The sequence below is a fragment of the Actinoallomurus sp. NPDC052308 genome, from assembly GCF_040679195.1.
GTDB lineage: Bacteria > Actinomycetota > Actinomycetes > Streptosporangiales > Streptosporangiaceae > Actinoallomurus > Actinoallomurus liliacearum.
This window is the reverse complement of record NZ_JBFAUM010000002.1, coordinates 468,418-491,267: the sequence shown is the minus strand read 5'-3', so window position 1 is coordinate 491,267 and position 22,850 is coordinate 468,418. Positions and strand designations below refer to the sequence as shown.

General features: G+C 70.9%; 22 protein-coding genes and 1 tRNA gene. 18 read left to right on the top strand and 5 right to left on the bottom strand.

Going from position 1 to position 22,850, the window contains the following annotated elements; translation table 11 throughout:
• Nucleotides 1-90 precede the first annotated feature (90 nt).
• Nucleotides 91-390 carry a hypothetical protein gene (locus AB0L00_RS08300; protein ID WP_364430128.1) on the top strand — a complete coding sequence of 100 codons (300 nt, stop codon included), beginning with the start codon at nt 91-93 and terminating at the stop codon, nt 388-390.
• A 46-nt stretch (nt 391-436) separates the two neighbouring features.
• Here the strand turns inward: AB0L00_RS08300 and AB0L00_RS08295 are convergent, their stop codons facing one another.
• A complete protein-coding gene (locus tag AB0L00_RS08295) occupies nt 437-1,933 on the bottom strand; it encodes a hypothetical protein (protein ID WP_364430125.1) in 1,497 nt (498 codons plus the stop codon).
• Nucleotides 1,934-2,237: 304 nt separating this feature from the next.
• On the opposite strand from AB0L00_RS08295, the gene AB0L00_RS08290 reads away from it, so the two are divergent.
• From AB0L00_RS08290 to AB0L00_RS08235, 12 genes are all read left to right on the top strand, one after another.
• Nucleotides 2,238-3,602 (top strand): glycosyltransferase family 2 protein, encoded by a 1,365-nt coding sequence (locus AB0L00_RS08290; RefSeq protein WP_364430122.1) that lies wholly within the window; start codon nt 2,238-2,240, stop codon nt 3,600-3,602.
• Between the two features lie 121 nt (nt 3,603-3,723).
• A complete protein-coding gene (gene metG / locus AB0L00_RS08285) occupies nt 3,724-5,514 on the top strand; it encodes a methionine--tRNA ligase (protein WP_364430119.1) in 1,791 nt (596 codons plus the stop codon).
• Nucleotides 5,515-5,557: 43 nt separating this feature from the next.
• Nucleotides 5,558-6,397 carry a TatD family hydrolase gene (locus AB0L00_RS08280; protein ID WP_364430116.1) on the top strand — a complete coding sequence of 280 codons (840 nt, stop codon included), beginning with the start codon at nt 5,558-5,560 and terminating at the stop codon, nt 6,395-6,397.
• A gap of 89 nt (nt 6,398-6,486) precedes the next feature.
• The gene (locus tag AB0L00_RS08275) at nt 6,487-6,681 is read left to right on the top strand and encodes a hypothetical protein (protein ID WP_364430113.1); all 195 of its coding nucleotides are present in this window, start codon (nt 6,487-6,489) and stop codon (nt 6,679-6,681) included.
• Between the two features lie 50 nt (nt 6,682-6,731).
• On the top strand, nt 6,732-7,052 hold the full coding sequence (locus AB0L00_RS08270; RefSeq protein WP_364430110.1) for a ribbon-helix-helix protein, CopG family: 321 nt from the start codon (nt 6,732-6,734) through the stop codon (nt 7,050-7,052).
• Nucleotides 7,053-7,102: 50 nt separating this feature from the next.
• Nucleotides 7,103-8,008, top strand: coding sequence for a 16S rRNA (adenine(1518)-N(6)/adenine(1519)-N(6))-dimethyltransferase RsmA (rsmA, locus tag AB0L00_RS08265; RefSeq protein ID WP_364430108.1), 906 nt, complete (start codon nt 7,103-7,105; stop codon nt 8,006-8,008).
• Between the two features lie 11 nt (nt 8,009-8,019).
• Nucleotides 8,020-8,907: a 4-(cytidine 5'-diphospho)-2-C-methyl-D-erythritol kinase gene (locus tag AB0L00_RS08260; protein WP_364431584.1), complete on the top strand. Its 888-nt coding sequence runs from the start codon at nt 8,020-8,022 to the stop codon at nt 8,905-8,907.
• Between the two features lie 165 nt (nt 8,908-9,072).
• Nucleotides 9,073-10,563 (top strand): serine/threonine-protein kinase, encoded by a 1,491-nt coding sequence (locus AB0L00_RS08255; protein ID WP_364430105.1) that lies wholly within the window; start codon nt 9,073-9,075, stop codon nt 10,561-10,563.
• 92 nt (nt 10,564-10,655) lie between these two features.
• The gene (locus AB0L00_RS08250; protein WP_364430102.1) at nt 10,656-12,395 is read left to right on the top strand and encodes an ABC-F family ATP-binding cassette domain-containing protein; all 1,740 of its coding nucleotides are present in this window, start codon (nt 10,656-10,658) and stop codon (nt 12,393-12,395) included.
• A gap of 64 nt (nt 12,396-12,459) precedes the next feature.
• The gene (locus AB0L00_RS08245) at nt 12,460-13,572 is read left to right on the top strand and encodes an amidase (RefSeq protein WP_364430100.1); all 1,113 of its coding nucleotides are present in this window, start codon (nt 12,460-12,462) and stop codon (nt 13,570-13,572) included.
• 191 nt (nt 13,573-13,763) lie between these two features.
• Complete coding sequence (locus AB0L00_RS08240) at nt 13,764-14,879, top strand: amidase (protein WP_364430097.1); 1,116 nt, start codon at nt 13,764-13,766, stop codon at nt 14,877-14,879.
• Entirely contained in the window at nt 14,879-15,409 is a 531-nt protein-coding gene (locus AB0L00_RS08235) for a DUF488 domain-containing protein (RefSeq protein ID WP_364430094.1), read from the top strand. The genes AB0L00_RS08240 and AB0L00_RS08235 overlap by 1 nt, the downstream gene beginning before the upstream one ends.
• A gap of 40 nt (nt 15,410-15,449) precedes the next feature.
• On the opposite strand, the gene AB0L00_RS08230 is transcribed toward AB0L00_RS08235, so the two are convergent.
• Entirely contained in the window at nt 15,450-15,950 is a 501-nt protein-coding gene (locus AB0L00_RS08230; protein ID WP_345354618.1) for a MarR family winged helix-turn-helix transcriptional regulator, read from the bottom strand.
• A gap of 120 nt (nt 15,951-16,070) precedes the next feature.
• On the opposite strand from AB0L00_RS08230, the gene AB0L00_RS08225 reads away from it, so the two are divergent.
• Entirely contained in the window at nt 16,071-16,445 is a 375-nt protein-coding gene (locus tag AB0L00_RS08225; RefSeq protein ID WP_364430091.1) for a VOC family protein, read from the top strand.
• A 74-nt stretch (nt 16,446-16,519) separates the two neighbouring features.
• On the opposite strand, the gene AB0L00_RS08220 is transcribed toward AB0L00_RS08225, so the two are convergent.
• The 3 genes from AB0L00_RS08220 to AB0L00_RS08210 form a co-directional block, all read right to left on the bottom strand.
• A complete protein-coding gene (locus AB0L00_RS08220) occupies nt 16,520-16,816 on the bottom strand; it encodes a hypothetical protein (RefSeq protein WP_364430089.1) in 297 nt (98 codons plus the stop codon).
• Between the two features lie 133 nt (nt 16,817-16,949).
• Entirely contained in the window at nt 16,950-17,684 is a 735-nt protein-coding gene (locus AB0L00_RS08215; protein ID WP_364430086.1) for a TetR/AcrR family transcriptional regulator, read from the bottom strand.
• A 114-nt stretch (nt 17,685-17,798) separates the two neighbouring features.
• Nucleotides 17,799-18,740: an acyl-CoA desaturase gene (locus AB0L00_RS08210; protein WP_364430083.1), complete on the bottom strand. Its 942-nt coding sequence runs from the start codon at nt 18,738-18,740 to the stop codon at nt 17,799-17,801.
• 277 nt (nt 18,741-19,017) lie between these two features.
• Here AB0L00_RS08210 and AB0L00_RS08205 point away from each other — a divergent pair.
• The 4 genes from AB0L00_RS08205 (at nt 19,018) to AB0L00_RS08190 (ending at nt 22,660) form a co-directional block, all read left to right on the top strand.
• Nucleotides 19,018-19,089 (top strand) — tRNA-Gln (locus AB0L00_RS08205).
• Between the two features lie 305 nt (nt 19,090-19,394).
• Entirely contained in the window at nt 19,395-20,843 is a 1,449-nt protein-coding gene (gene glmU / locus AB0L00_RS08200; RefSeq protein ID WP_364430081.1) for a bifunctional UDP-N-acetylglucosamine diphosphorylase/glucosamine-1-phosphate N-acetyltransferase GlmU, read from the top strand.
• 13 nt (nt 20,844-20,856) lie between these two features.
• Nucleotides 20,857-21,837 carry a ribose-phosphate diphosphokinase gene (locus AB0L00_RS08195; protein ID WP_364430078.1) on the top strand — a complete coding sequence of 327 codons (981 nt, stop codon included), beginning with the start codon at nt 20,857-20,859 and terminating at the stop codon, nt 21,835-21,837.
• 181 nt (nt 21,838-22,018) lie between these two features.
• Nucleotides 22,019-22,660 (top strand): 50S ribosomal protein L25/general stress protein Ctc, encoded by a 642-nt coding sequence (locus AB0L00_RS08190; protein ID WP_345354602.1) that lies wholly within the window; start codon nt 22,019-22,021, stop codon nt 22,658-22,660.
• Nucleotides 22,661-22,850: the final 190 nt, after the last annotated feature.

Sequence of the window (22,850 nt, the reverse complement as noted above, 5' to 3'; positions counted from 1 at the left end):
ACTGCCCCCGCGCTAAGCGCCTCTTGGCGGGAAAGATGAGTTCGGTGCGTATTCCACGCGTGTACGCCGATTCCCCCGGGGGTGACGCTGATGCACGAATCCATGATCTCAAATGAGACGTGGACCTACGAATGCCTCGTCTGTCTGCTCGAATGGCACGAGGATTTCGAGGTCGGCCACTGCGCCGACGGGCACGGCGGCGAGGTCGTCTACTACAGCCGCAACGGCCACCGCTGCACCTCTCCGTGGGCGGAGCTCTACTGCCCGTCCTGCGGGGCGTACGACGTCAAGATCCTCCCGCCGGGACGGCCGCGGAGCCAGGCCATCCCGCCCCACCGTCACGCCGAGCTCGAGATGATCTTCAAGCTCCGCAGGCTTCACGCGTACTGATCGGCCATCGGGCGTGTCTCCGGCCGCACGCGGCCGGGGGCACGCCCTACGCCGGCACGGCGTCGCCGGACGACGACGAGGTGCTCTCCGCGTCCGCCGCGCCGCCGCGCCGCCGGAACATCCGGGCGAGCTTCCGCCGCGGCTCGTCCGAGAAGGTGATCGCCGCGGCGATGCAGGCCAGCGGCACGGTCGGCAGGACGTACCGGTAGTCGAACTCCGCCGTCGCCGGCGGCACGAGCAGCAGCCCGGTCGCGGTGATCCACGGCAGCAGCGCGGCCCCGCCCCACCGCCGCCAGAGCGGGATCAGTCCGGCCAGGCCGACGATGAGGATGCCGCCCAGTAGCGTGCCGGGCAGGTGCGCGTACCGCTGGTAGGTCCGGATGATCGTGGCCCACGGGTCGACGATCTTCGTCCGGGCGTTGCCCTGCTCGTACGAGTGGGCCTCGGCCGCGGCCGTCTTGTCCTTGCTCATCCGCCAGGTCGGCAGCGCGGCGGACTTCTTGCTGAACTGGTACATCTCGTACGTCGCACGGTCCGGGAAGACCGTGCGCTTCCACCGGAACGTGAACAGGAAGTCGTCTTCGACGACCCGCAGATAGTCGAGAGGCTGGGCGATGATCGCCCGCTTGGCGAAGTCGCTGGCGAGCTGGTTCTGATAATCGGTGAATCGCTGCGCCGGAATGCGATGGAACGGGGAGTTGCGGTTCCAGATCGCGTCCTGGGAGAAGACCAGCGGCGTGTGCGAGGTCTTGTTGTTCTTGCACAGGGCGTACTCGGTCACCGGCGGTTTGATCTTGTTACAGTCCGCGAAGGCCGACACCCGCGCGTACAGGAAGACGCCGCTGCTCATGGTCATTCCCGGCTTGCCGTAATACGACCAGAACCAGCCGGCGTAGGCGGCGAGGGGCAGCGCGCACACCGCGACGGTGGCCACGATCACGCGCCACTTGATCCGCCGCACGAGGAAGTAGACGACCACGGCGGCCAGGACCGGCGTGCCGACGGTACGGGTCAGCGTGGCGAGGCCCAGCAGGAGCCCCGCGAGGGCGCCGGTCTTCCAGGTGAGGTCCCGGCCGTGCCACAGCAGCAGTGTGACGATCGACACGAGCAGGAAGCCGAACGTCGTGTCGGACAGGATCAGGTGCTCGAGCTGGATCTGGTAGCCGTCGTACAGCACCGGCACCGTCGCCAGGCTCGCCCCCCACCCCGGCAGCCGGAACCTCTTGCGCAGCACGGCGTAGATCATCACCGCGGAGGCCAGGCCCATCAGGTGCTGGATCGTCGCGACCAGCATGAAGCTGTGGAAGGGCTTCAAGATCCACAGCAGGAAGGAGTACCCGTCGGGCCGGATCGGGTGTGGATACGGCGCCATCGCGACGTGCAGGTAGTCGAACGAGTCGTTGAACCAGGCCGCGGGCCGGTAGCCCAGGGTGGCGATCAGCCGGAGCAGCGCACCGCCCGCCAGCACGACGGTGAAGATCTTGTGCCGCCCCATGAGTGCGCGCAGCCCGAAACCACTGACGGCCGGCGTCTTTTCCGTCACGTTCTCGTCAACCGTCGTGACCTGCGGTTCCTCGTCGGAACGCGTATTGGTCACCACGGTGGACCCGCCCCGCTCTCCGGCGTTCGTCAAGTCCGGACCGACCTTCCTGGACCGCACAGCCCCTATCCTGATATCCCCAGCCTGCCGTTGCACCTGTGCTCCATGTGGAGTTAAAGGTTGCGACTTTGCAACACGCGGTCGCTCGTCGGCAGGCATCATGGATAACACGCGCCACTTGTCGGAACACGACGAGGTTAGTCGAAAAGCCCCCAAGCCAGTGCTGCGGGGTGATGGAGGACACGACGTGGAACTCTCCGTGGTGATGCCGTGCTTGAACGAGGCTGAGACCGTCGAGACCTGTGTTCGCAAGGCCCTCGGCTTCTTCGCCGAGCACGGTGTCGACGGCGAGGTCATCATCGCCGACAACGGCAGCACCGACGGCAGCCGGCAACTCGCCCGCGACGCCGGGGCCCGAGTCGTCCCCGTGGCCGCCAAGGGATACGGCAACGCCCTCATGGGCGGCATCCGCGCCGCCCGCGGCACGTACGTCGTCATGGGCGACGCCGACGACTCCTATGACTTCACCGCCCTGCTGCCGTTCCTGGAGCAGCTGCGGGACGGCGCCGACCTCGTCATGGGCAACCGGTTCAAGGGCGGCATCGCGCCCGGCGCCATGCCGCCGCTGCACAAGTACCTCGGCAACCCGGTGCTGAGCTTCGTCGGCCGGCTGTTCTTCGGCAGCAAGATCGGTGACTTCCACTGCGGGCTGCGGGCCTTCCGGCGGGACTCCATCCTGCGGCTGGAGCTGCAGACCGGCGGCATGGAGTTCGCCAGCGAGATGGTGGTCCGCTCCACCCTCGCGGGCTACGACATCCGCGAGGTCCCCACGACCCTGTCGCCCGACGGCCGGTCGCGCCCGCCGCACCTGAGCACGTGGCGCGACGGCTGGCGCCACCTGCGCTTCCTGTGCCTGTACAGCCCGCGTTGGCTGTTCCTGATCCCCGGCCTGCTCATGATGGCGATCGGGCTCATCGCGGGGATCGCCCTGGCCGCCGGCCCGATCCGCGTCGGCGACGTCGCGTTCGACGTCGACACCCTCGTCGGGGCCTCGGCGGCGCTGGTGATCGGCTTCCAGGCCGTGCTCTTCGCGTTGCTGACCAAGGTCTACGCCATGGAGGAGGGATTCCTTCCCCATGACAAACGGGTGCAGCGCATCATCGATAACTGGAGCCTGGAGCGCGGCCTCGTCGTCGGTGGCCTGCTCGCGCTCGCCGGTCTCGTCGGGCTGGTCGCCTCGCTGTCCCACTGGCAGGTGCACAGCTTCGGCCAGCTCGAGCCCCGCCACTCGCTGCGCCTCGTCGTGCCGTCGGCCACCGCGCTGATCATGAGCTTCCAGATGATCTTCGCGTCGCTGTTCGTGAGCATCCTCGCGATCCGCCGCCGCTCGCACCCGCCGGTGACCGACGCGGTGGACGAGGCCGCCGGCGTGGTCGACGCCGCGGCGGACAAGGTGCGCAGCGAGAGCGAGGCCGAGGAGGCCGCGGCGAGCGCGCGCACCGACGTGGAGGCGGCCGACGACGCCGAGGACACCACCGCCGAGGCGACGTCCGCGGAGACCGTGCCGGCCGAGGCCGGCGCGAGCGCCGAGGGCGCCGACAAGACCGTCTGACCCGATCCTCCGAGAGGCCCCGGCGACCGCCGGGGCCTCTTGCCGTTCGTGCGCCGCGACCCGCATGCCGGAAAGGCGACATTGGAATGAGTCATCGGCGGGCGACCCGTAGGCTTAGCACATGTCCAGCCGCCACATCCTGACCGCGCCCGCCTGGCCGTACGCCAACGGGCCCCGCCACATCGGGCACGTCTCCGGCTTCGCGCTGCCCGCCGACATGTTCAGCCGCTACCAGCGGATGGCGGGCAACAAGGTCCTGATGGTGAGCGGCACCGACGAGCACGGCACCCCCATCCAGGTGCAGGCCGACAAGGAGGGCGTGTCGGCCCGCGAGCTGGCCGACCGCTACAACCGGGTGATCGCCCAGGACCTGCACGGCCTCGGCATGTCGTACGACCTGTTCACCCGGACGACGACGCGCAACCACTACGCCGTCGCCCAGGAGATCTTCAAGGGCCTGTACGACAACGGCTACGTCTTCGAGAAGAAGACGATGGGCGCGATCTCCCCGTCCACGGGGCGCACCCTGCCCGACCGCTACATCGAGGGCACCTGCCCGATCTGCGGGTACGACGGGGCGCGCGGCGACCAGTGCGACAACTGCGGCAACCAGCTCGACCCGATCGACCTGATCAACCCGCGGAGCCGCATCAACGGCGAGACGCCGAAGTTCGTCGAGACCGAGCACTTCTTCCTCGACCTGCCCGCGTTCTCCGAGACCCTCGGCTCGTGGCTGCAGGGCAAGGAGGGGCTCTGGCGGCCGAACGTCTACAAGTTCACCCGCAACCTCCTCGACGACATGCAGCCCCGGCCGATCAGCCGCGACCTCGACTGGGGCGTGCCCGTGCCGCTGCCCGGCTGGATCGACCGGCCGGACAAGCGGCTGTACGTCTGGTTCGACGCGGTCGTCGGCTACCTGTCGGCCTCGGTCGAGTGGGCCAGGCGCAGCGGTGACCCCGACGCCTGGCGGGCCTGGTGGCAGAACCCCGACGCCGAGACGTACTACTTCATGGGCAAGGACAACATCGTCTTCCACGCCGAGATCTGGCCGGCGATGCTGCTCGGCTACAACGGCGAAGGCGACAAGGGCGGCACGGCCGGCTCCCTCGGGAAGCTGAGCCTGCCCACCGAGGTGGTCTCCTCGGAGTTCCTGACCATGGAGGGCAAGAAGTTCTCCTCCTCGCGCCAGGTCGTCATCTACGTCCGTGACTTCCTCGAGCGGTACGACGTCGACGCGCTGCGCTACTACATCGCCGTCGCCGGCCCGGAGAACCAGGACACCGACTTCACGTGGTCGGAGTTCGTCCGCCGCAACAACGACGAGCTCGTCGCCACCTGGGGCAACCTGGTGAACCGCTCGATCTCCTTCGCGGCCAAGAACATCGGGGAGATCCCGGCGGCCGGCGAGCTGACCGACCTCGACCGGGACATCCTGGAGCGGTCGCGTAAGGCGTTCGACGCGGTCGGCGCCGAGCTGGCGCGCTCGCGGTTCAAGAACGCCGCGAACGAGGCGATGCGCACCGTCGCGGAGGCGAACAAGTACCTCTCCGAGCAGGCGCCCTGGAAGCTGAAGAACGACGACCCGGAGCGGATGAAGACGATCCTGCACGTCGCGCTGCAGCTCGTCGACGACGCCAAGTCGCTGCTCACCCCGTTCCTGCCGGGCTCGTCGGAGAAGGTCCACCGGATGCTCGGCGGCCAGGGCGAGTGGAGCGGCGCCCCGGAGATCCGCGAGGTCGCCGAGGAGGGCGGCCCCGACTACCCGGTCCTGACCGGGTCGTACGACACCGAGGCGCGCTGGGAGTCGCGGCCCATCGCGGCCGGCACGCCGCTGGCCCCGCCCACGCCGCTGTTCGCCAAGCTCGACTCCTCGGTCGTGGACGAGGAGCTGGCCCGGCTGGAGCAGTCCTGACACCGCGCTCGTATCCGGCCGCGACACCGGGCAGGGTGCTCAGATGAGCGAAGGGGCGGAGATGAACACGTCGGACGGGTTCCGCGGCGCGGCGTTCCCGCCGCTGCCCGAGCCTCTGCCGGTCGAGGTGTTCGACAGCCACTGTCACCTGGACATCCTCGAGGTGCCGATCACGGAGGTGCTCGCCGCCGCCCACTCGGTCGGCATCCGGCGGGCCGTGACCGTGGGCTACGACCTCGCCTCGTCGCAGCACGCCGCCGACGCGGCCGCGACGTACGACGACGTGTACGCCGCGGTGGCGATCCACCCGAACGACTCGGGTGACGCCACCGCCGACGTCCTCGCCGACATCGCCAAGCTCGCCGCGCTGCCGGACGTCCGCGCCGTCGGCGAGACCGGCCTGGACTACTACCGTGACTGGGCCGCGGTCGAGGCCCAGCAGCGGTCGTTCCGCGCCCACATCGACATCGCCAAGCGCACCGGCAAGGCCCTCGTCATCCATGACCGGGACGCCCACGACGACGTGCTGCGCATCCTGGAGGAGGAGGGCCCGCCGGACAAGGTCGTCTTCCACTGCTTCTCCGGCGACCGGGAGATGGCCAAGGTCTGCGCCGACCACGGCTACTACATGAGCTTCGCGGGCAACGTCACGTTCAAGAACGCCGGGGACCTGCGGGAGGCGGCGGCCGTGGCGCCGCTGGAGCTGATCCTCGTCGAGACGGACGCGCCCTACCTCACGCCGGTGCCGCACCGGGGCAAGCCGAACGCCCCGTACCTCGTCCCGCTCACCGTCCGCGGCCTCGCCGAGACCAAGGGCGTCGACCTGGCCGAGCTGTGCGCCGCCATCGCCACCAACGGCGAACGCGTCTTCGGCCCCTGGTAAGTAAGTACGAATACGCCAAGTAGCTGAACGATCACCCTCGACGGTCATACATTCGACGTCTAGCATGTATGACATGAAGGGTGCGAGCCGTGCTCGTCATCGAGGCGATCGAGTGGGACGACGGAAATCTCGACCATGCGCTGAGGCGTGCGACGCGAGATGAGGTCGAGCAGGTGTTCGCCAACGGGCCGGTGATCCGGCGGAACAGACATGGACGAGCGGGGGATTACTTCGCGATCGGTGCCACCGACGGCGGGAGGAAGCTCGCAGTGCCCTTCGTGTAGGACGCCGGTGGACGATCCGCCCGGCCCGTGACGGCTTGGGAGGTATGACGGTGAGCAAGCCAGAGATGTCCGATGCTGAGGCGGCCGAGTTCTACTACGAGCATCGTGACGATCCGGAAGTATGGGGTGAGCAGGTAGAAGCCCGGATCTCTCGGAAGCTGGACAGCGTCATCTCGGTGCGCTTCAACTCCGCGGAGATCGAGCGGATCCAGCAGTTGGCCGACGCGGCAGGCCTGAGCCTGTCGTCGTTCATCCGCCGTGCCGCCTTGACGGCACCTGGTGCCGAGGTGGTCGACATCGACCGAGCGCGCAAGGACATGGCACAGGCGCGGCGCTTCGTCCTTGACGCGCTGCGGGCGCTGCACGCGTGATCACTGGTGTTCGTTGTCCGTAGAGGGCGGCGATCGCCGGTGATCACGGGATGGGGGCCGGGGCCCCCTCCCGCGTACGGGACACTATTCGTGTGGGTGAACGACTTCTGGGGCCGGCGGATGTCCGCGCGCTGGCCGGTGGGCTGGGGTTGCGGCCGACCAAGACCCTCGGACAGAACTTCGTCATCGACGCGAACACCGTGCGGCGCATCGTCCGCGACGCCGACGTCGGACCGGAGGACGTCGTTCTGGAGGTCGGTCCCGGGCTGGGCTCGCTGACCCTCGCGCTGCTGCCGGTCGCCGGCCGCGTCGTGGCCGTCGAGGTCGACCCGGTCCTCGCGCAGCGGCTGCCCGAGACCGTCGCCGAGCGCGCTCCCGACCTCGCCGGCCGGCTGAACGTCGTGCCCGCCGACGCCCTGCGGGTCACCGAGCTACCGGGCCCGCCGCCGACCGCGCTGGTCGCCAACCTTCCGTACAACGTCGCGGTGCCCGTCGTCCTGCACCTGCTCGGGGCGTTCCCGTCCATCCGGCACGGGCTGGTCATGGTGCAGGCCGAGGTCGCCGACCGGCTCACCGCGGGCCCCGGCGGCAAGGTGTACGGCGTGCCGTCGGTGAAGATGGCCTGGTACGCCCGGGCCCGCCGCGCCGGGAACGTCGGCCGCGCGGTGTTCTGGCCCGCGCCGAACGTCGACTCAGGGCTCGTCGCCTTCACCCGCCGCGAACCACCGACGAGCGCGGTCCCGCGCAAGGAGGTGTTCGCCGTCATCGACGCGGCGTTCGCCCAGCGCCGCAAGACCCTCCGCGCGGCGCTGGCCGGCTGGGCCGGTTCGGCCGCGGCGGCCGAGGAGGCCCTGCGCGCCGCGGGAGTCGACCCCACGGCGCGCGGCGAGGCCCTCGACGTCACCGCCTTCACCCGTATCGCCGAGCACCGGCCCCCGTCGCCTACGATCGGTTGATCGTGACCACTGTGACCGTGCGCGTGCCCGCCAAGGTGAACCTCCAGCTGAGCGTCGGCCCCGTCCGCGACGACGGCTACCACGATCTCGTCAACGTCTTCCACGCCGTCTCGCTGTTCGACGAGGTGACCGCCGCCCCGGCCGACGCGCTCAGCGTCACGGTCGAGGGCCCGGCGGGCGTGCCGACCGGCCCGGACAACCTCGCGGCCCGCGCCGCCGCCCTGCTGGCCGAGCACGTCGGCAGGCGCCCGGACGTCGCGCTGCACATCCGCAAGGACATCCCGGTCGCGGGCGGCATGGCCGGCGGCAGCGCCGACGCGGCGGCCGCCCTGCTGGCCTGCGACGTGCTGTGGGAGGCGCGGCTCGACCGCGAGACGCTGCTGGAGCTCGCCGCCCGGCTGGGCAGCGACGTCCCGTTCGCCCTGCTCGGCGGCACCGCCGTCGGTCTGGGCCGGGGGGAGCGGCTGACCCCGGTCGAGGTCACGGGGGAGTTCCACTGGGTGTTCGGGTACGCCGACGGCGGCCTGTCCACGCCCGCGGTGTACGCCGAGTGCGATCGCCTGCGCGCCGCCGGGGAGCAGGACAGCGTGTGGCCCCAGGTGTCGGACGACCTGATGGCCGCGCTGAAGACCGGCGACGCCGAGGCGCTCGGCCGGGCCCTGCACAACGACCTGCAGCCGGCGGCGCTGAGCCTCCGCCCGTCCCTGCGCGACGCGCTCGCGGTCGGCCGTGCCGCGGGCGCCCTGGGCTCGCTGGTGTCCGGCTCCGGTCCGACCTGCGCCTTCCTCGCCGCCTCCCTCGACCACGCCGCCGAGCTCGCCGCCGCCCTGAACGACTCAGGCAGGTTCGCCGCCGTACGCCCCGCCTCTGGCCCCGTCCCCGGCGTCACCCTCGTCTGACCCGAATCCGGCTCGCCCGCCAAGGGACGGCCGACGGCGGCGGACGGGATCTCCAGGACCGAACCGTCTGTCCGGAGGCCGTCCAGGGCTCAGCACCGGTGGCTCCGCGGGCGCGAAGATCGTAGCCTGGCCGTTCCGTAGCGAGGAATCCTAGGGGGAGCGGCGATGCTGCCGGAGCGGGTCGGCCCGTACGAGGTGCTGAGGCTCCTGGGGCGAGGCGGCATGGGATCGGTCTATCTCGCCCTTGACGATGACGGACGCACGGTCGCGGTCAAGGTGATCCACCCGCACATCGCCGACGAGGCGAACGGCCTGCGACGTCTGGAACGCGAAGCCTCCGCGATGATGCGACTGGAGAGTCCGCACGTCGCCGAGTTCGTCGGAATGGATCTGCGGTCCCCGACCCCGTACATCGTCACGCGCCATGTGCAGGGCAAGTCGCTGTACGCGATCGTCACCGAGCGCGGGCCGCTGTCCGGCGACGCGCTGCGGGCCGTGTACACGGGGCTGGCCGAGGCCCTTGCCACGATCCACGAGGCCGACGTCGTCCACCGTGATCTGACGCCGCGCAACGTCATGATGGCCGACGGCGTCCCCGTGGTCATCGACCTCGGCATCGCGCAGACCCTCGACGCGACGCGGCTGACGCAGGGAGCCATCGGCACACCGGGATACATGGCCCCCGAGATGTTCGAGGGGCATCGGGCCGGGCCGGCCGCGGATGTCTTCGCGTGGGGTGCCACGGTGGTCTTCGCCGCCACCGGCCGCTCCTGCTTCGGCCGGAGAACGACCGCCGAGACGATGCACAACGTGCTCACCCGTGAACCGGAACTCGACGGTGTGCCCGCGGAGGTCCGGCCGACCGTGACGGCGGCGCTGAGCAAGGATCCCCGGCGGCGTCCGTCGGCGAGCGCGATCGTCCAGCACACGCGGTCAGGCCCGGTGGCGGCCCGGCCCGGACCGGCGCCCGAATCCGAAGGCGATCAACGGTACGACGCTCGTCGCGAGGAATTCCGGCAGGCGCTGGCGAACGGCGATTTCGTGCGGGCCATGACCGCGGCCTGGGAACTTCACCGGATCGCCGCCGAACAGGGCGATTCCGCCAAGGTGGCCTGGGCGCTGCGCTGCGTCGGCGAGGCGGCGGCGGCCCAGCAGGATCATCACACCGCCGCCCGGCATTACGAGGAGGGCCGTCGGCTGGCCGTCGCCACCGGCCGACGTGACATCGAGGCCGCCTGTATCTATGGCCTGGGCACCTGTGCGACCGCCGCCGGCGATCCCCGTCGCGCCGAATACTGCTTCGAGCAGGCGGCGGGCATCGCCCAGGAGACGGGCGACGGCGTCATCGAGGCCCTCGCCGCGTACGAGCTCGGCTTCGCGGCCGAGGGACGTTCGGACTACGTGCGGGCCGAGTGGCTCTATCAGCGGGTTCGCTGGCTCGCGCGCAACGAGGGAAATCGAGCGGATGAGGTACTCGCCCTGATCGGATTGGGGACATGTGCCGCCAGTCGTTCCGCCCACGCGCACGCCGAGAGCCTGCTGGAAGAGGCACTGCGGATCGCCGAGAGCATCGGCGATCAAGAACTGCAGGAGTGGGCCGTCGAGTGCCTCCTGCAGTTGACGAAGGGAAAGGGTTCCCCCCGCCGCCGGCGCTGACCAGGACGAACTCGCGTCCCTCCTTGGCCGTACGGTTTCACGGTGAGAGCGCGCCGGAGCGCGAACGCGGAGCCAGTAGGCTTGGTGGCGTCGTGAATCTGATCAATGTTGAAGGCCTCGGTAAGGCGTACGGGCCGGTTCCCCTGCTCGACGATGTCTCCCTCGGCGTGTCCGCCGGTGACCGGATCGGCGTGGTCGGCCGGAACGGCGGGGGCAAGAGCACGCTGGTCGCGCTGCTCGCCGGGCGCATCGAGCCCGACAGCGGGCGGGTCACGCAGACGCGCGGGCTGCGGCTGGGCTTCCTGACGCAGCGTGACGCCTTCCCCGAGGGGGCGACCGTGCGCTCGGTCGTGTTCGGTGACCGGGCCGAGCACGAGTGGGCGGGGGATGCCCGGGCCCGCGAGATCCTGGCGGGACTGCTGCCCGGCGTCTCCCTGGACAGCCCCATCGAGGGCATGTCCGGTGGTGAGCGGCGGCGCGTCGCGCTCGCCCGGCTGCTCGTCCCCGAGACCGACCTGCTGGTGCTGGACGAGCCCACCAACCACCTGGACATCGAGGCGATCGCCTGGCTGGCCGGGCACCTGAAGGACCGGACGCTCATCGTCGTCACCCACGACCGGTGGTTCCTGGACGCGGTCACCGACCGCACCTGGGAGGTGGCCGACGGGCAGGTGCACCGCTACGAGGGCGGATACTCGGCGTACGTCCTCGCCAAGGCGGAGCGGGCCCGTATCGCCGCCTCCACCGAGGAGAAGCGGCAGAACCTCCTCCGCAAGGAGCTCGCCTGGCTGCGCCGGGGGCCACAGGCCCGCACGTCGAAGCCGAAGTTCCGGGTCGACGCCGCGAACGCCCTCATCGCCGACGAGCCGCCGGCCCGCGACACCGTGGAGTTGGTGCGGTTCGCGACGGCGCGGCTCGGCAAGACGGTGTACGACGTCGAGGACGTCACGGTGCGCGTCGGCGACCGTGCGATCTTCCAGCACCTGACGTGGCAGCTCGGCCCCGGCGACCGAGTGGGCGTCGTCGGCGTCAACGGCAGCGGGAAGACCACGCTGCTGCGGCTGCTGGAGGGGACGGTCGCGCCGGCCGCGGGCCGGGTGGTTCGGGGCAAGACGGTGCAGCTCGCGCACCTGTCACAGGAGCTCGGCGAACTCGACCCGGCGCGGCGCGTCCTGGAGTCGGTCGAAGAGATCAAGCGTCGCATCAGCCTCGGCAAGCGGGAGTTCTCGGCAAGCCAGATGCTGGAGCGGTTCGGTTTCCGTGGCGACGCCCAGTGGACTCCGGTGGGCGACCTGTCCGGCGGCGAGCGCCGGCGCCTTCAGCTGCTGCGGCTGCTGATGGCCGAGCCGAACGTCCTCCTCCTCGACGAGCCGACCAACGACCTGGACATCGAGATACTGACCGAGCTGGAGGACCTGCTGGACGGCTGGCCGGGGTCGCTCGTCCTGGTCAGCCACGACCGGTACTTCCTGGAGCGGGTCAGCGACCACGTCATCGCGCTGCTGGGCGACGGCCGGCTGTCAATGCTGCCCGGTGGGGTCGATGAGTACCTCGACCGGCGGAGCCGTTCTTCGGCATCGGAAGCCCAGCCCGTACGGGACGCCGCCGAGCCGAAGCCCGCCAAGAACTCCTGGCAGGCGAAGAAGGAGCTCGACCGGCTGGAACGGCGCATCGAGAAGCTCGGCGACCGCGAGGCGGAGCTGCACGAGCTGATGGCCGCGCACGCCACCGACCACGAGAAGCTGCTGCGGCTTGACGCGGAGCTGAAAACGGTGCGGGCCGAACGCGAGGAGATCGAGGAGCAGTGGCTCGTCCTCGCTGATGAGGCGTAGACCGTCCTACCAAGTAGTAATGAGGGGTGTTCTTCGCCGCTCGATCCCGCCATGATCGCATTCCATGGCGACATGGATGATGCGGTTGGACGACGTGGGTGACGGGCCGCGGCTGGCGGTCAAGGACGCGATGGACGTCAAGGGCACGCCGACGAGCGCGGGCAGTCCCGCCGTCGCCGACCGCGCCGAGCCGGCGGCGGCCGACGCCGCGGTCGTCGCGACCGCACGCTCTCAGGGCGCCCGGATCGTCGGTAAGACGAACCTGACCGAGCTGTGCCTCGGCGCGGACGGCGTGAACCCCTGGTTCGGCACCCCGGTGAACCCGCTGGACCCCTCCAGGGTTCCCGGCGGTTCGTCCAGCGGATCGGCCGTGGCGGTCGCCACCGGGGAGGCGGACGTGGCGCTCGGCACGGACACCGCCGGGTCGGTGCGGATCCCGGCCGCCTGCTGCGGCATCGCGTCGCTGAAGACGACGTATGGCCGGGTGCCGCTCGACGGCGTTCATCCGCTGGCGCCCTCGGTCGACGTGGTCGGCCCGATGGCCAGGGACGTCGCCGGGGTGACGCTCGGAATGGGACTGATCGAGCCGGGCTTCACCCCCGCCCCGTACGACACGGGGATGACGGTCGGCCGGTTGCGGATCCCGGGAGTGGCGGAGCCGGCGATCGACGCGGCCGTGGACGCCGCGCTGCGCCGGGCGTTCAGGATCGTCGACGAGACCTGCGCGCACTTCGTCGACGCCGTCCTGGCCAACGGGGTGTTCGTCGGTGAGGAGGCCTACCGGCACAACGGTCACCTTCTGGCCGAATCGAGCCGGCTCAGCGAGCGGATCTACCGGCGGGTCAACGGCCTGAAGGCCGACGCCAAGGGCAAACGGGGCTGGGCCGAGGCGACCCAGCGTGGCATCCGCACGGAGCTGGACACCCTGTTCAAGCGGCACCCGGTCCTCGCCCTGCCGGTCCTGCCGACGGTGGCGCCGCCCCCGCCGGCGGGCGACGACGATCTGCTGTTGTGCGTGCTCACCGCGCCGTTCAACCTCGCCGGGCTGCCGGTGTTCGCGCTGCCGGTGCCGCTGCCCGGATCCCATCTGCCGACCGCCGTGCAGCTCGTCGGGCCGGCGGGGAGCGAGGAGATGCTGTGCGGCGTCGCCGCCGCCCTGGCGGCCGCGCTGTCCTGAGCCGGCGCGGGAGGCGTCGCGCAGGGCCGCGCTTCGCTGAGCGGCGGAGACGGAGGCCGCTGGGCGGTTTCGCCGGTACCCGGAGCCCGTCCGCGCGGAGCGGGTCGCGGGCGGTCGGGGCTGTCGGATCCGTGGCGGGACGGGCAAGATGAGTCCGTGACCTTGGCGATGGCGAGCGGGCGAGGCGGATCGTGACGACGTGGCTCTTGCGGATGGAGGCACCCGGAGACGGCCCGCGGCTCGCCGTCAAGGACGCCATCGACGTCGCCGGAGTGCCGACGACGGCGGCCTGCCCCGTCATCGGGGACCGGGCGGCGCCGGCCGAGGCGGACGCCCCGTGCGTGGCCGCGGCCCGCGGGCAGGGCGCTCGGATCGTCGGCAAGACGAACCTCACCGAGCTGTGCCGGGCCGCCGACGGCATCAACCCGTGGACGGGCGTCCCGGTGAACCCGGTCGATCCGGAACGGGTGCCGGGCGGCTCCTCCAGCGGCTCGGCGGTGGCCGTGGCGACCGGCGAGGCCGATGTCGCGCTCGGCACCGACACGGGCGGGTCGGTGCGCATCCCCGCGGCCTGCTGCGGAGTCGCCGGCTTGAAGACCACTCACGGCCGGGTGTCGCTCGCGGGCGTCTTCCCGTTCGCGCCGTCACTGGACACCGTGGGACCGCTCGGCCGTGACGTGGCGGCGGTCGCGCTGGGCATGTGGCTGATCGAGCCCGGATTCACGCCGGAGCCGTACGAGCCCGGAGCCACCGTGGGACGGTTGCGCCCGGAGGGCGTGGCGGTGGACCCGGCGGTGGACGCCGCCGTTGACGCCGCGCTGCGCGCGGCCGGTCTGACGTTCGTCGACGAACCCGTCGACGCCTGGCAGGAGGCCCTGTCCGCCGGCAACACGCTGATCCGTGGGGAGGGCCACCGCGAGCACCGCGGCCTGCTCGCCTACCCGGACCGGATGAGCGCCCGCATCCGCCGGCGCATCGAACGCGGCGCCCTCGTCACCGACGGGCTGTTCGACGAGGCGTACGCCACCCAGGTGGCGGCGCGCGACCTGTTCGACAAGTTCCTCGCGCGCCATCCGGTGCTCGCGCTGCCCACGATCTCCCAGCCGCCGCCCCGGATCGGCGCCGAGCGCGAGGTCGACCTGACCGAGCTCACCCTGCCGTTCAACCTCTCCGGCCATCCGGCGCTGGCGCTGCCCGTGCCGGTGGCCGGCACGAGCCTGCCCGCCTCGCTGCAACTCGTCGGGCCGGCCGGAGGTGAGGAGCGGCTGCTGGCCATCGGCGCGGCGGTCGAGGCCGCCCTGCGCTGATGTCCGTTCTCACCTTCGGGCACGGCACCGCGTCGGCGGACCGGATCGCCGAGCTCCTCGGCGCGGCCGGTGTCGAGCTGCTGGTGGACGTGCGTACGGCGCCCGGCAGCCGCCGCAACCCCCACGTCGCGCGGCACGAGCTGGAGCGCTGGCTGCCCGAGCGTGGGATCGGCTACCGATGGGACAAGCGTCTCGGCGGCTTCCGGCGGCCGCCCGCCGACTCGCCCGACGTCTTCTGGCGCGAGGAGATGTTCCGCGGCTACGCCGCCCACATGCGCACCAAGGAGTTCGGGACGGCGGTCGACGCGCTGTTGGCGGAGGACCGCCGGCAGGCCGTGATGTGCAGCGAGAGCGTGTGGTGGCGTTGCCACCGCCGGTTGATCGCCGACTACCTCGTCCTGGTCCGGCAGGTGCCGGTCGTCCACCTCATGCACGACGGGCGTCTCACGCCGCACACGCCCGCGCCGGGGGCCCGCGTCCGTGACGACGGGCTCCTGGTGTACGACGGCGGCCAGGAGCCGCTGATCTGACCTCGGGCGGGAAGCACGCCCTGGCGAGGGCCGACGGCGGTCAGGCGGCCGGGTCGGTGTCGAAGGGGATCAGCAGGGAGCGCAGGAGGTTCGCGAGCGTGCGGCGGTCGCCGGGGCTGAGGGCACCGAGCAGGTCGCGTTCCCGGTCGACGAGGTCGGCGAACGCGGCGTCCACCCGGGTGCGGCCCGCGTCGGTCAGCCGGACGAGGACGCCGCGCTTGTCGTGGGGGTCGGGGCTGCGGCGGACGAGACCGGCGGACTCCAGGCGGTCGATCCGGTTGGTCATCGTCCCGGAGGTCACGAGGGTGGCGTGGAGCAGCCGGCCGGGGCTCAGCTCGTACGGGGGGCCCGCGCGCCGCAGCGCGGTCAGCACGTCGAACTCCCACGACTCCATCCCGTGGGCGGCGAACACCGCCCGCCGGGCGCGGTCGAGGTGCCGGGCGAGGCGGGAGACCCGGCTGAGGACGTGCAGGGGCTCCACGTCGAGGTCCGGACGCTCCGCGTGCCATGCCTCGACCAGCCGGTCTACCTCGTCCTCCACAATCGATCACCTTACCTGTCTTGACATCGAGATATCGACGCCGGGAGCATCTGTCTCGACATCAAGAGATGTGCGGTTCCGGTTGTTCCACCTCGGACGCCGGCGGAGGGGAGCGCGACGATGAGCCTCCTGATCGGACTGCACCACGTACAACTCGCGGCCCCGCCGGGCACGGAGTCGCGGATGCGGGAGTTCTACGCCGGCATCCTGGGGCTCACCGAGGTGCCCAAACCGCCGACCCTGGCGACGCGCGGCGGGGCGTGGTTCCGTGCGCCGGGCGTCGAGGTCCACATCGGCGCAGAGACCGACTTCCGGCCCGCCAGGAAGGCCCATCCGGGGATCCTCGTGCGCGACCTGGACGCGCTCGTCGACCGACTCCGGGCGGCCGGTCACCAGGTCCGGCCCGACGACCTGCTGCCCGGGTACCGCCGCTGCTACGTCGACGACCCCGTCGGGAACCGCCTGGAGTTCCTCCAGGCGAGCGAGGCGGTCTGAGCCGACCCCACCCCGCGGTGCCGCCCACGGGCCGGGCGGGCGACGTCGCGCGGACGGCCCCACACGGACGTCGATCACGGGCCGCGCGCCTCCCGATCGGCCAGCATCTCCCAGTCGGCCAGCACGTCGAGCAGGATGCCGAGGATCCGCCGCAACTCCTCGACGTGCTCGGTCTTGCGGACCGCGTCCTCGAAGCCGGCCGGTTGGGCGTCGAGCGCCAGGACGGCGTCCTCGAGGCTCTCGGTGAGCCGCGTCGCGCAGGCGTCACCCGTGTCGGCCGTGCGGCCCGCGCCTCGAGAGACCTCGGCCGCCCCGCCTCGCGGCCGGTGGCCGACGTGGCCGTGGTCGGAGTCGCCGGATCGGTATGGCACTGCCCACCTCCTGGATCCGCCGACGGCGGATCGTCGCCCGCGAGGGCGGGCGGCCCGCGCCGGGCGAGAGCCCGTCACCGTCGCTTGTCGCGAACACGGTAGGGGCCAGGTGTGACAGAACGGCTACGGAGGGTCAGACGGCGGCGGGGTCGACGCCGTTGCGGCGGGCGGCCCGGGCCTGCTCCTTGGCCTCTTTGGCGGCTTCCTTCGCCTTGGCCTTCAGCTCTTTCTGGCGGGCCTTGTAATCCGTCGTGAGGTGTGGCTTCGGCTCCAGCCCGGACAGGCCGTTCCAGGCGAGGTTCACCAGGTGGGCCGCGACCTCCTCGCGCTTCGGCTTGCGCACGTCCAGCCAGTAGGTGCCGGTCATCGCGACCATCCCGATGAGCGCCTGGGCGTACAGCGGGGCCGCCTTGGGGTCGTAGCCCTTCTCCTTGAACTCGTCCCCGAGGATGTGTTCGACCTGGTTGGCGATGTCGCTGAGGAGGCTGGCGAACGTTCCCGTCGCCGAGGCGGCGTGCGAGTCGCGGACCAGGATGCGGAAGCCCTCGCTGCTGTCCTCGATGTACTCGAGGAGTGCGAGGGCCGCGCGTTCGATCTTCTGACGCGGGTGCCCGCCGACGAGCGCCTTGGTGACCAGGTCGAGCAGTCGCTCCATCTCGCGGTCGACGACGACCGCGTAGAGGCCCTCTTTGCCGCCGAAGTGCTCGTACACCACCGGCTTGGACACTCCCGCCACGCTGGCGATCTCCTCTATGGAGGTGCCGTCGAACCCGCGTTCGGCGAAGAGTGTCCGGCCGATGTCGAGCAACTGTTCCCGTCGTTCTTTTCCGGTCATCCGCTTCCGGCGCGACCGTGGGGGTTCACTCACGTTCTCAATTGTCGCGGTAGCAACCGAATCGTTGGCTACGCTCACTGCTCGCTCTTCCCTGGCGGCCCTGGACTCCCGACCGCAGGCGGCGCCGTGTGAGATTGTTAGTTTGGCTTACGATATCCGCTTTGCGGCGAGACGTTGCTCGTTCGGCCAACGAACATCGGAGACCCAGCCGAACTTCTCGAACATCCAGATCATCCGCGCGCTGATGTCTATCTGGCCCTTGAGCACGCCGTGCCGGGCGCACGTCGGGTCCGCGTGGTGCAGGTTGTGCCAGGACTCGCCGAACGACGGGATCGCCAGCCACCAGACGTTCTTCGCCTTGTCCCGCGAGTCGAACACCTCGTCGCCCATCACGTGACAGATGGAGTTGATGGCCCAGGTGACGTGGTGCAGCAGGGCGACGCGCACGAGAGAGCCCCAGAAGAAGGCGGTCAGCGCACCCCACCAGGACATCGTGATCAGGCCGCCCATCAGGGCCGGCAGCAGCATCGAGACGGCGACGAGACCGGGGAAGACCCGGCTGATGCGGCGGATGTCCTTGTCGGCCACCAGGTCGGGGCAGAACTTCGCCGGCGAGGTGCGGCGGGCGTCGAACAGCCAGCCCATGTGCGCCCAGACCAGCCCCTTGGACAGCGCCTTCCAGTCGCCGCCGAACCGCCACGGCGAGTGCGGGTCGCCCTCCTTGTCGGAGTACTTGTGGTGGCGACGGTGGGTGGCCACCCAGTCGATCACGCTCATCTCGATCGAGAGGCTGCCGGCGAGGGCCAGCGCGATGCGCAGCGGACGGTTGGCCTTGAACGACTTGTGGGTGAAGTGCCGGTGGTAGCCGACGGTCACCCCCAGGCCGGTCACCGTGTACATCAGCACGGTGATGGCCACATCGCTCCAACCGAGACCCCAGCCCCAGGCGAACGGCACGGCCGCCGCGACGGCGAAGAGCGGTACCGCGATGAAGACGGCCAGCAGGACGCGTTCGAAAACGCCCTTGGGCTTCGCTTCGATCTCGGGTAGGGCCTGCGGTCGAGGTGGCGCGGACGGGGCTATGGTCATGCGGTTCCTCCTGCCCATCGGGAAACTTACGGCTACGCAACCGTAACCTACGGCGGCGTAGGTTAGGTAGATACCCGGCGGGATTTCCGCAAACATGTCGTGTCGGTCACACGAGGGTTGCCAACCCGCAAGCCGCCACTTGGCTCCTCATGGCGAAAGCGGTGCTCCGGCGGCCGGTCGCGGCCGCGCCCCCGGCTTGATCGAAACGGGCGCGCCGCCTGACGAGGCAACCGCTATCGTTAGGGGTGCCGTGCGGCAGGCGATGCCGCGGCGGCGATCCGGCGTGGTGAAATCGGCATCACGGAGGGTTTTGGTCCCTTTATTTCTGGTTCGAATCCAGGCGCCGGAGCCCTCTTCTCCACCGGGCCTCCGCGTTCCCCGGAGGCCCGGTGACCTCGGCTTCGCCGCTCCGCGTCCCTGACCGGGGCGCATGGGGTCCGCCCGCGGGCGGTATCCTTCGGGTGTCGGGCGGGTTACGGGCCTGCGACCCCTTATCTTCGCAGGCCGGCACCCTCGCCGGAGGTCCTCCCAGACGTCCGCGCCCGGCTTCGAACCTGTCAGCGACGCCGAGGAGCCTCCTCCAGTGAGCGGAGCGAGCCACCGGGCGATGCCATGTCACCAGCACATCACCGAGCCGTCCGGTGAGGTGGTCGCGTGACCATGAGCCGCCCCGCAGCCGTCATCGTCCTCGCCGCGGGCGAGGGCACCCGGATGAAGTCCCGTACCACCCCCAAGGTCCTGCACGAACTGGGTGGGCGCAGCCTGGTCGGGCACGTCCTCGCCGCAGCCCGCGACCTGCGGCCCGAGCGACTCGTGGTGGTCGTCGGGCACGGCCGGGACAAGGTCGTCGAGCATCTCGCGGAGATCGCGCCGGACGCGGTCGCCGTGACCCAGGAGCAGCAGAACGGCACCGGCCACGCGGTCCGGATCGTCCTCGAGGCGGTCGGCGCGCTCACCGGCACGGTCGTCGTCACCAACGGCGACCACCCGCTGCTGCGCGGCGAGACACTGGCCGAGCTGGTCCGCGCGCACGAGACCGAGGGCAACGCCGTCACCGTCCTGAGCACCGAGATCCCGGACCCGACCGGCTACGGCCGCATCGTGCGCGGCCCCGGCGGAGAGGTGGCCGGGATCGTCGAGCACAAGGACGCGGGACCGGACGAGCGCGCCATCCGCGAGATCAACGTCGGCATGTACGTCTTCGACGGCAAGCTCCTGGCGGACGCGCTCGGCCGGGTGACCACCGACAACGCCAGCGGCGAGGAGTACCTCACCGACGTCGTCGGGATCCTCCGCGGGGACGGCCACCGGGCCGGCGCGTACAAGGCGGCCGACTGGATCGAGACGCAGGGCGTCAACGACCGGGTCCAGCTCGCCCAGGCGCGGCGCCAGCTCAACGACCGTGTGCTCGAGGCGCACATGCGCGCCGGCGTCACGATCGTCGACCCGCTGTCCACGTGGGTCGACGTGCAGGTGACGCTCGAGCCCGACGTGGTGATCGAGCCGGGCACCCAGCTCCACGGCGCCACCCACGTGGCGGCGGGCGCCCGGATCGGCCCGAACTGCACGCTGACCGACACGTCCGTGGGCGAGGACGCCGTCGTCGTGAACGCCGTGTGCGTCTCCGCCGAGATCGGCCCGGAGGTCAGCGTCGGCCCCTTCGCGTACCTGCGGCCGGGCACCCGGCTCGCCCGCAAGGCCAAGATCGGCACGTACGTCGAGACGAAGAACGCCGTGGTGGGCGAGGGCAGCAAGGTGCCCCACCTCACCTACGTCGGTGACGCGGAGATCGGCGAAGGCACCAACATCGGCGCCGCCTGCGTCTTCGTCAACTACGACGGCGTGACCAAGAGTCGCAGCGTCGTGGGCGACCACGTCAAGGTCGGCAGCGACAACATGATCGTCGCTCCGGTCACGATCGGCGACGGCGCGTACACCGCGGCCGGTTCGGTGATCACGAACGACGTGCCGCCGGGCGCCATGGCGGTCGCGCGTGCCCGCCAGCGCAATGTCGAGGGGTGGGTCGAGCGCAGGCGCGCCGGCACCCCCTCCGCGGAGGCGGCCCAGCGCGCCCGCGAGCAGGACGGCCAGGACAGCGAGTAGGGAGACTGTACGCGTGACAGGGATCAAGGCGACGGGCGAGAAGAAGCTGATGCTCTTCTCCGGCCGGGCATACCCCGAGCTCGCCGAAGAGGTGGCCGAGGCCCTCGACGTCGAGCCGACGCCCACGTCGGCGTACGACTTCGCGAACGGTGAGACGTTCGTGCGGTTCAACGAGTCGGTGCGCGGCTCGGACGCCTTCGTGCTACAGAGCCACACCGCGCCGATCAACCAGTGGATCATGGAGCAGCTGATCATGGTCGACGCGCTCAAGCGCGCGTCGGCCAAGCGGATCACGGTCGTCGCGCCCTTCTTCGGGTACGCCCGGCAGGACAAGAAGCACCGCGGCCGGGAGCCGATCTCCGCGCGGCTGATGGCCGACCTGTTCAAGACGGCCGGCGCGCACCGGCTGATGGTGGTCGACCTGCACACCGCGCAGATCCAGGGCTTCTTCGACGGCCCGGTGGACCACCTGTTCGCCCTGCCGCTCCTCACCGGGCACATCGGCGCCAAGCTCGACACCGAGCAGGTGACGGTGGTCGCGCCGGACGCCGGGCGGGTGCGCGTCGCCGAGCGCTGGAGCGATGAGCTGGGCGGCTGCCCGATGGCCATCATCCACAAGCGGCGCGACCCCGAGGTCGCGAACGAGGTGAAGGTCTTCGACGTCGTCGGCGAGGTCGCCGGGCGCACCTGTGTCGTCGTCGACGACATGATCGACACCGGTGGCACGATCGTGAAGGCGGCCGACGCGCTGTTCGAGGAGGGCGCCGCCCGGGTCGTGGTGGCCGCGACCCACGGCGTGCTGTCCGGGCCCGCCGTCGACCGGCTGAAGAACTCCCGGATCTCCGACGTCGTTCTCACCAACACGCTGCCGATCCCGGACAACAAGCGGTTCGACAAGCTGACCGTGCTGTCGATCGCGCCGCTGCTGGCCCGGGCGATCAGTGAGGTGTTCAGCGACGGCTCGGTGACCAGCCTCTTCGGCGGCCACAGCTGAGATTTCGTCCCCCGGCACGAACCGGAACGCCGATCGGCTAAACTTGGGAGACCGTGTGCGTCCGACGCTGCCTCCATGGGCTCGCCCACTCTGAGTCCGGCCGCGAGGAGCATCGATGATCTTCGACGTTACTTGCGTCGACTTGTACTGACAAGCTTCATTTGAGCGAGGAGTTTTCGCCGTGTCCGAGGTACGCATTGCCGCCGAGCCCCGCACCGAATTCGGTAAGGGCCCCGCCCGGCGCGCTCGCAGGGCCGGCAAGGTGCCCGCTGTTCTGTACGGACACGGCACCGACCCGAAGCACATCACGCTGCCCGGCCATGAGCTGATGCTCGCCCTCAAGACGCCCAACGTGCTGCTGCGCGTGGAGGGCCTTGGGGACGGCGCCGAGCTCGCGCTGCCGAAGGACGTCCAGCGCGACCCGCTCAAGGGCTTCCTCGAGCACGTCGACCTGCTCGTCGTGAAGCGCGGCGAGAAGGTCACCGTTGAGGTTCCGGTCCAGGTGACGGGCGAGGTGGCGCCGGGCGGCCTGCTCGACCAGCAGCTCGTGCAGGTGGCCCTCGAGGCCGAGGCGACCCACCTTCCCGAGGCGGTCGAGGTCGACGTCGAGGGCCTGGAGGTCGGCACGCAGGTCCTCGCCAAGGACCTCAAGCTGCCGGCGGGTGCGACGCTGGGCGCCGACGAGGAGGCCCTGGTGCTGCACGTGCTGCCGTCGCCGACCGCCGAGCAGATCGAGGCGGCGACCACCGGCGAGGCCGAGGCGCCCGCCGAGGCTCCCGCGGCCGCCGAGGGCGAGACCGCGGAGCAGGGCGGCGAGGAGTAACAGCGCCCTCTCGGGCGTCGACCGTCGCCGTGGGCGCCGACCGGCATGGTCCGCGTCGGTGTGCCCGGCGACCGTGCGGCCGCGACTCGCGTCGGTTCACCGGCGGCGAGGCGGCCGCGAGCCGTGTCGGCGTGTGGGCGCAGGCCCGCGCGGACGTGGGTCCCGGCCTGCTTCCGGGGTGTTCGGCGGC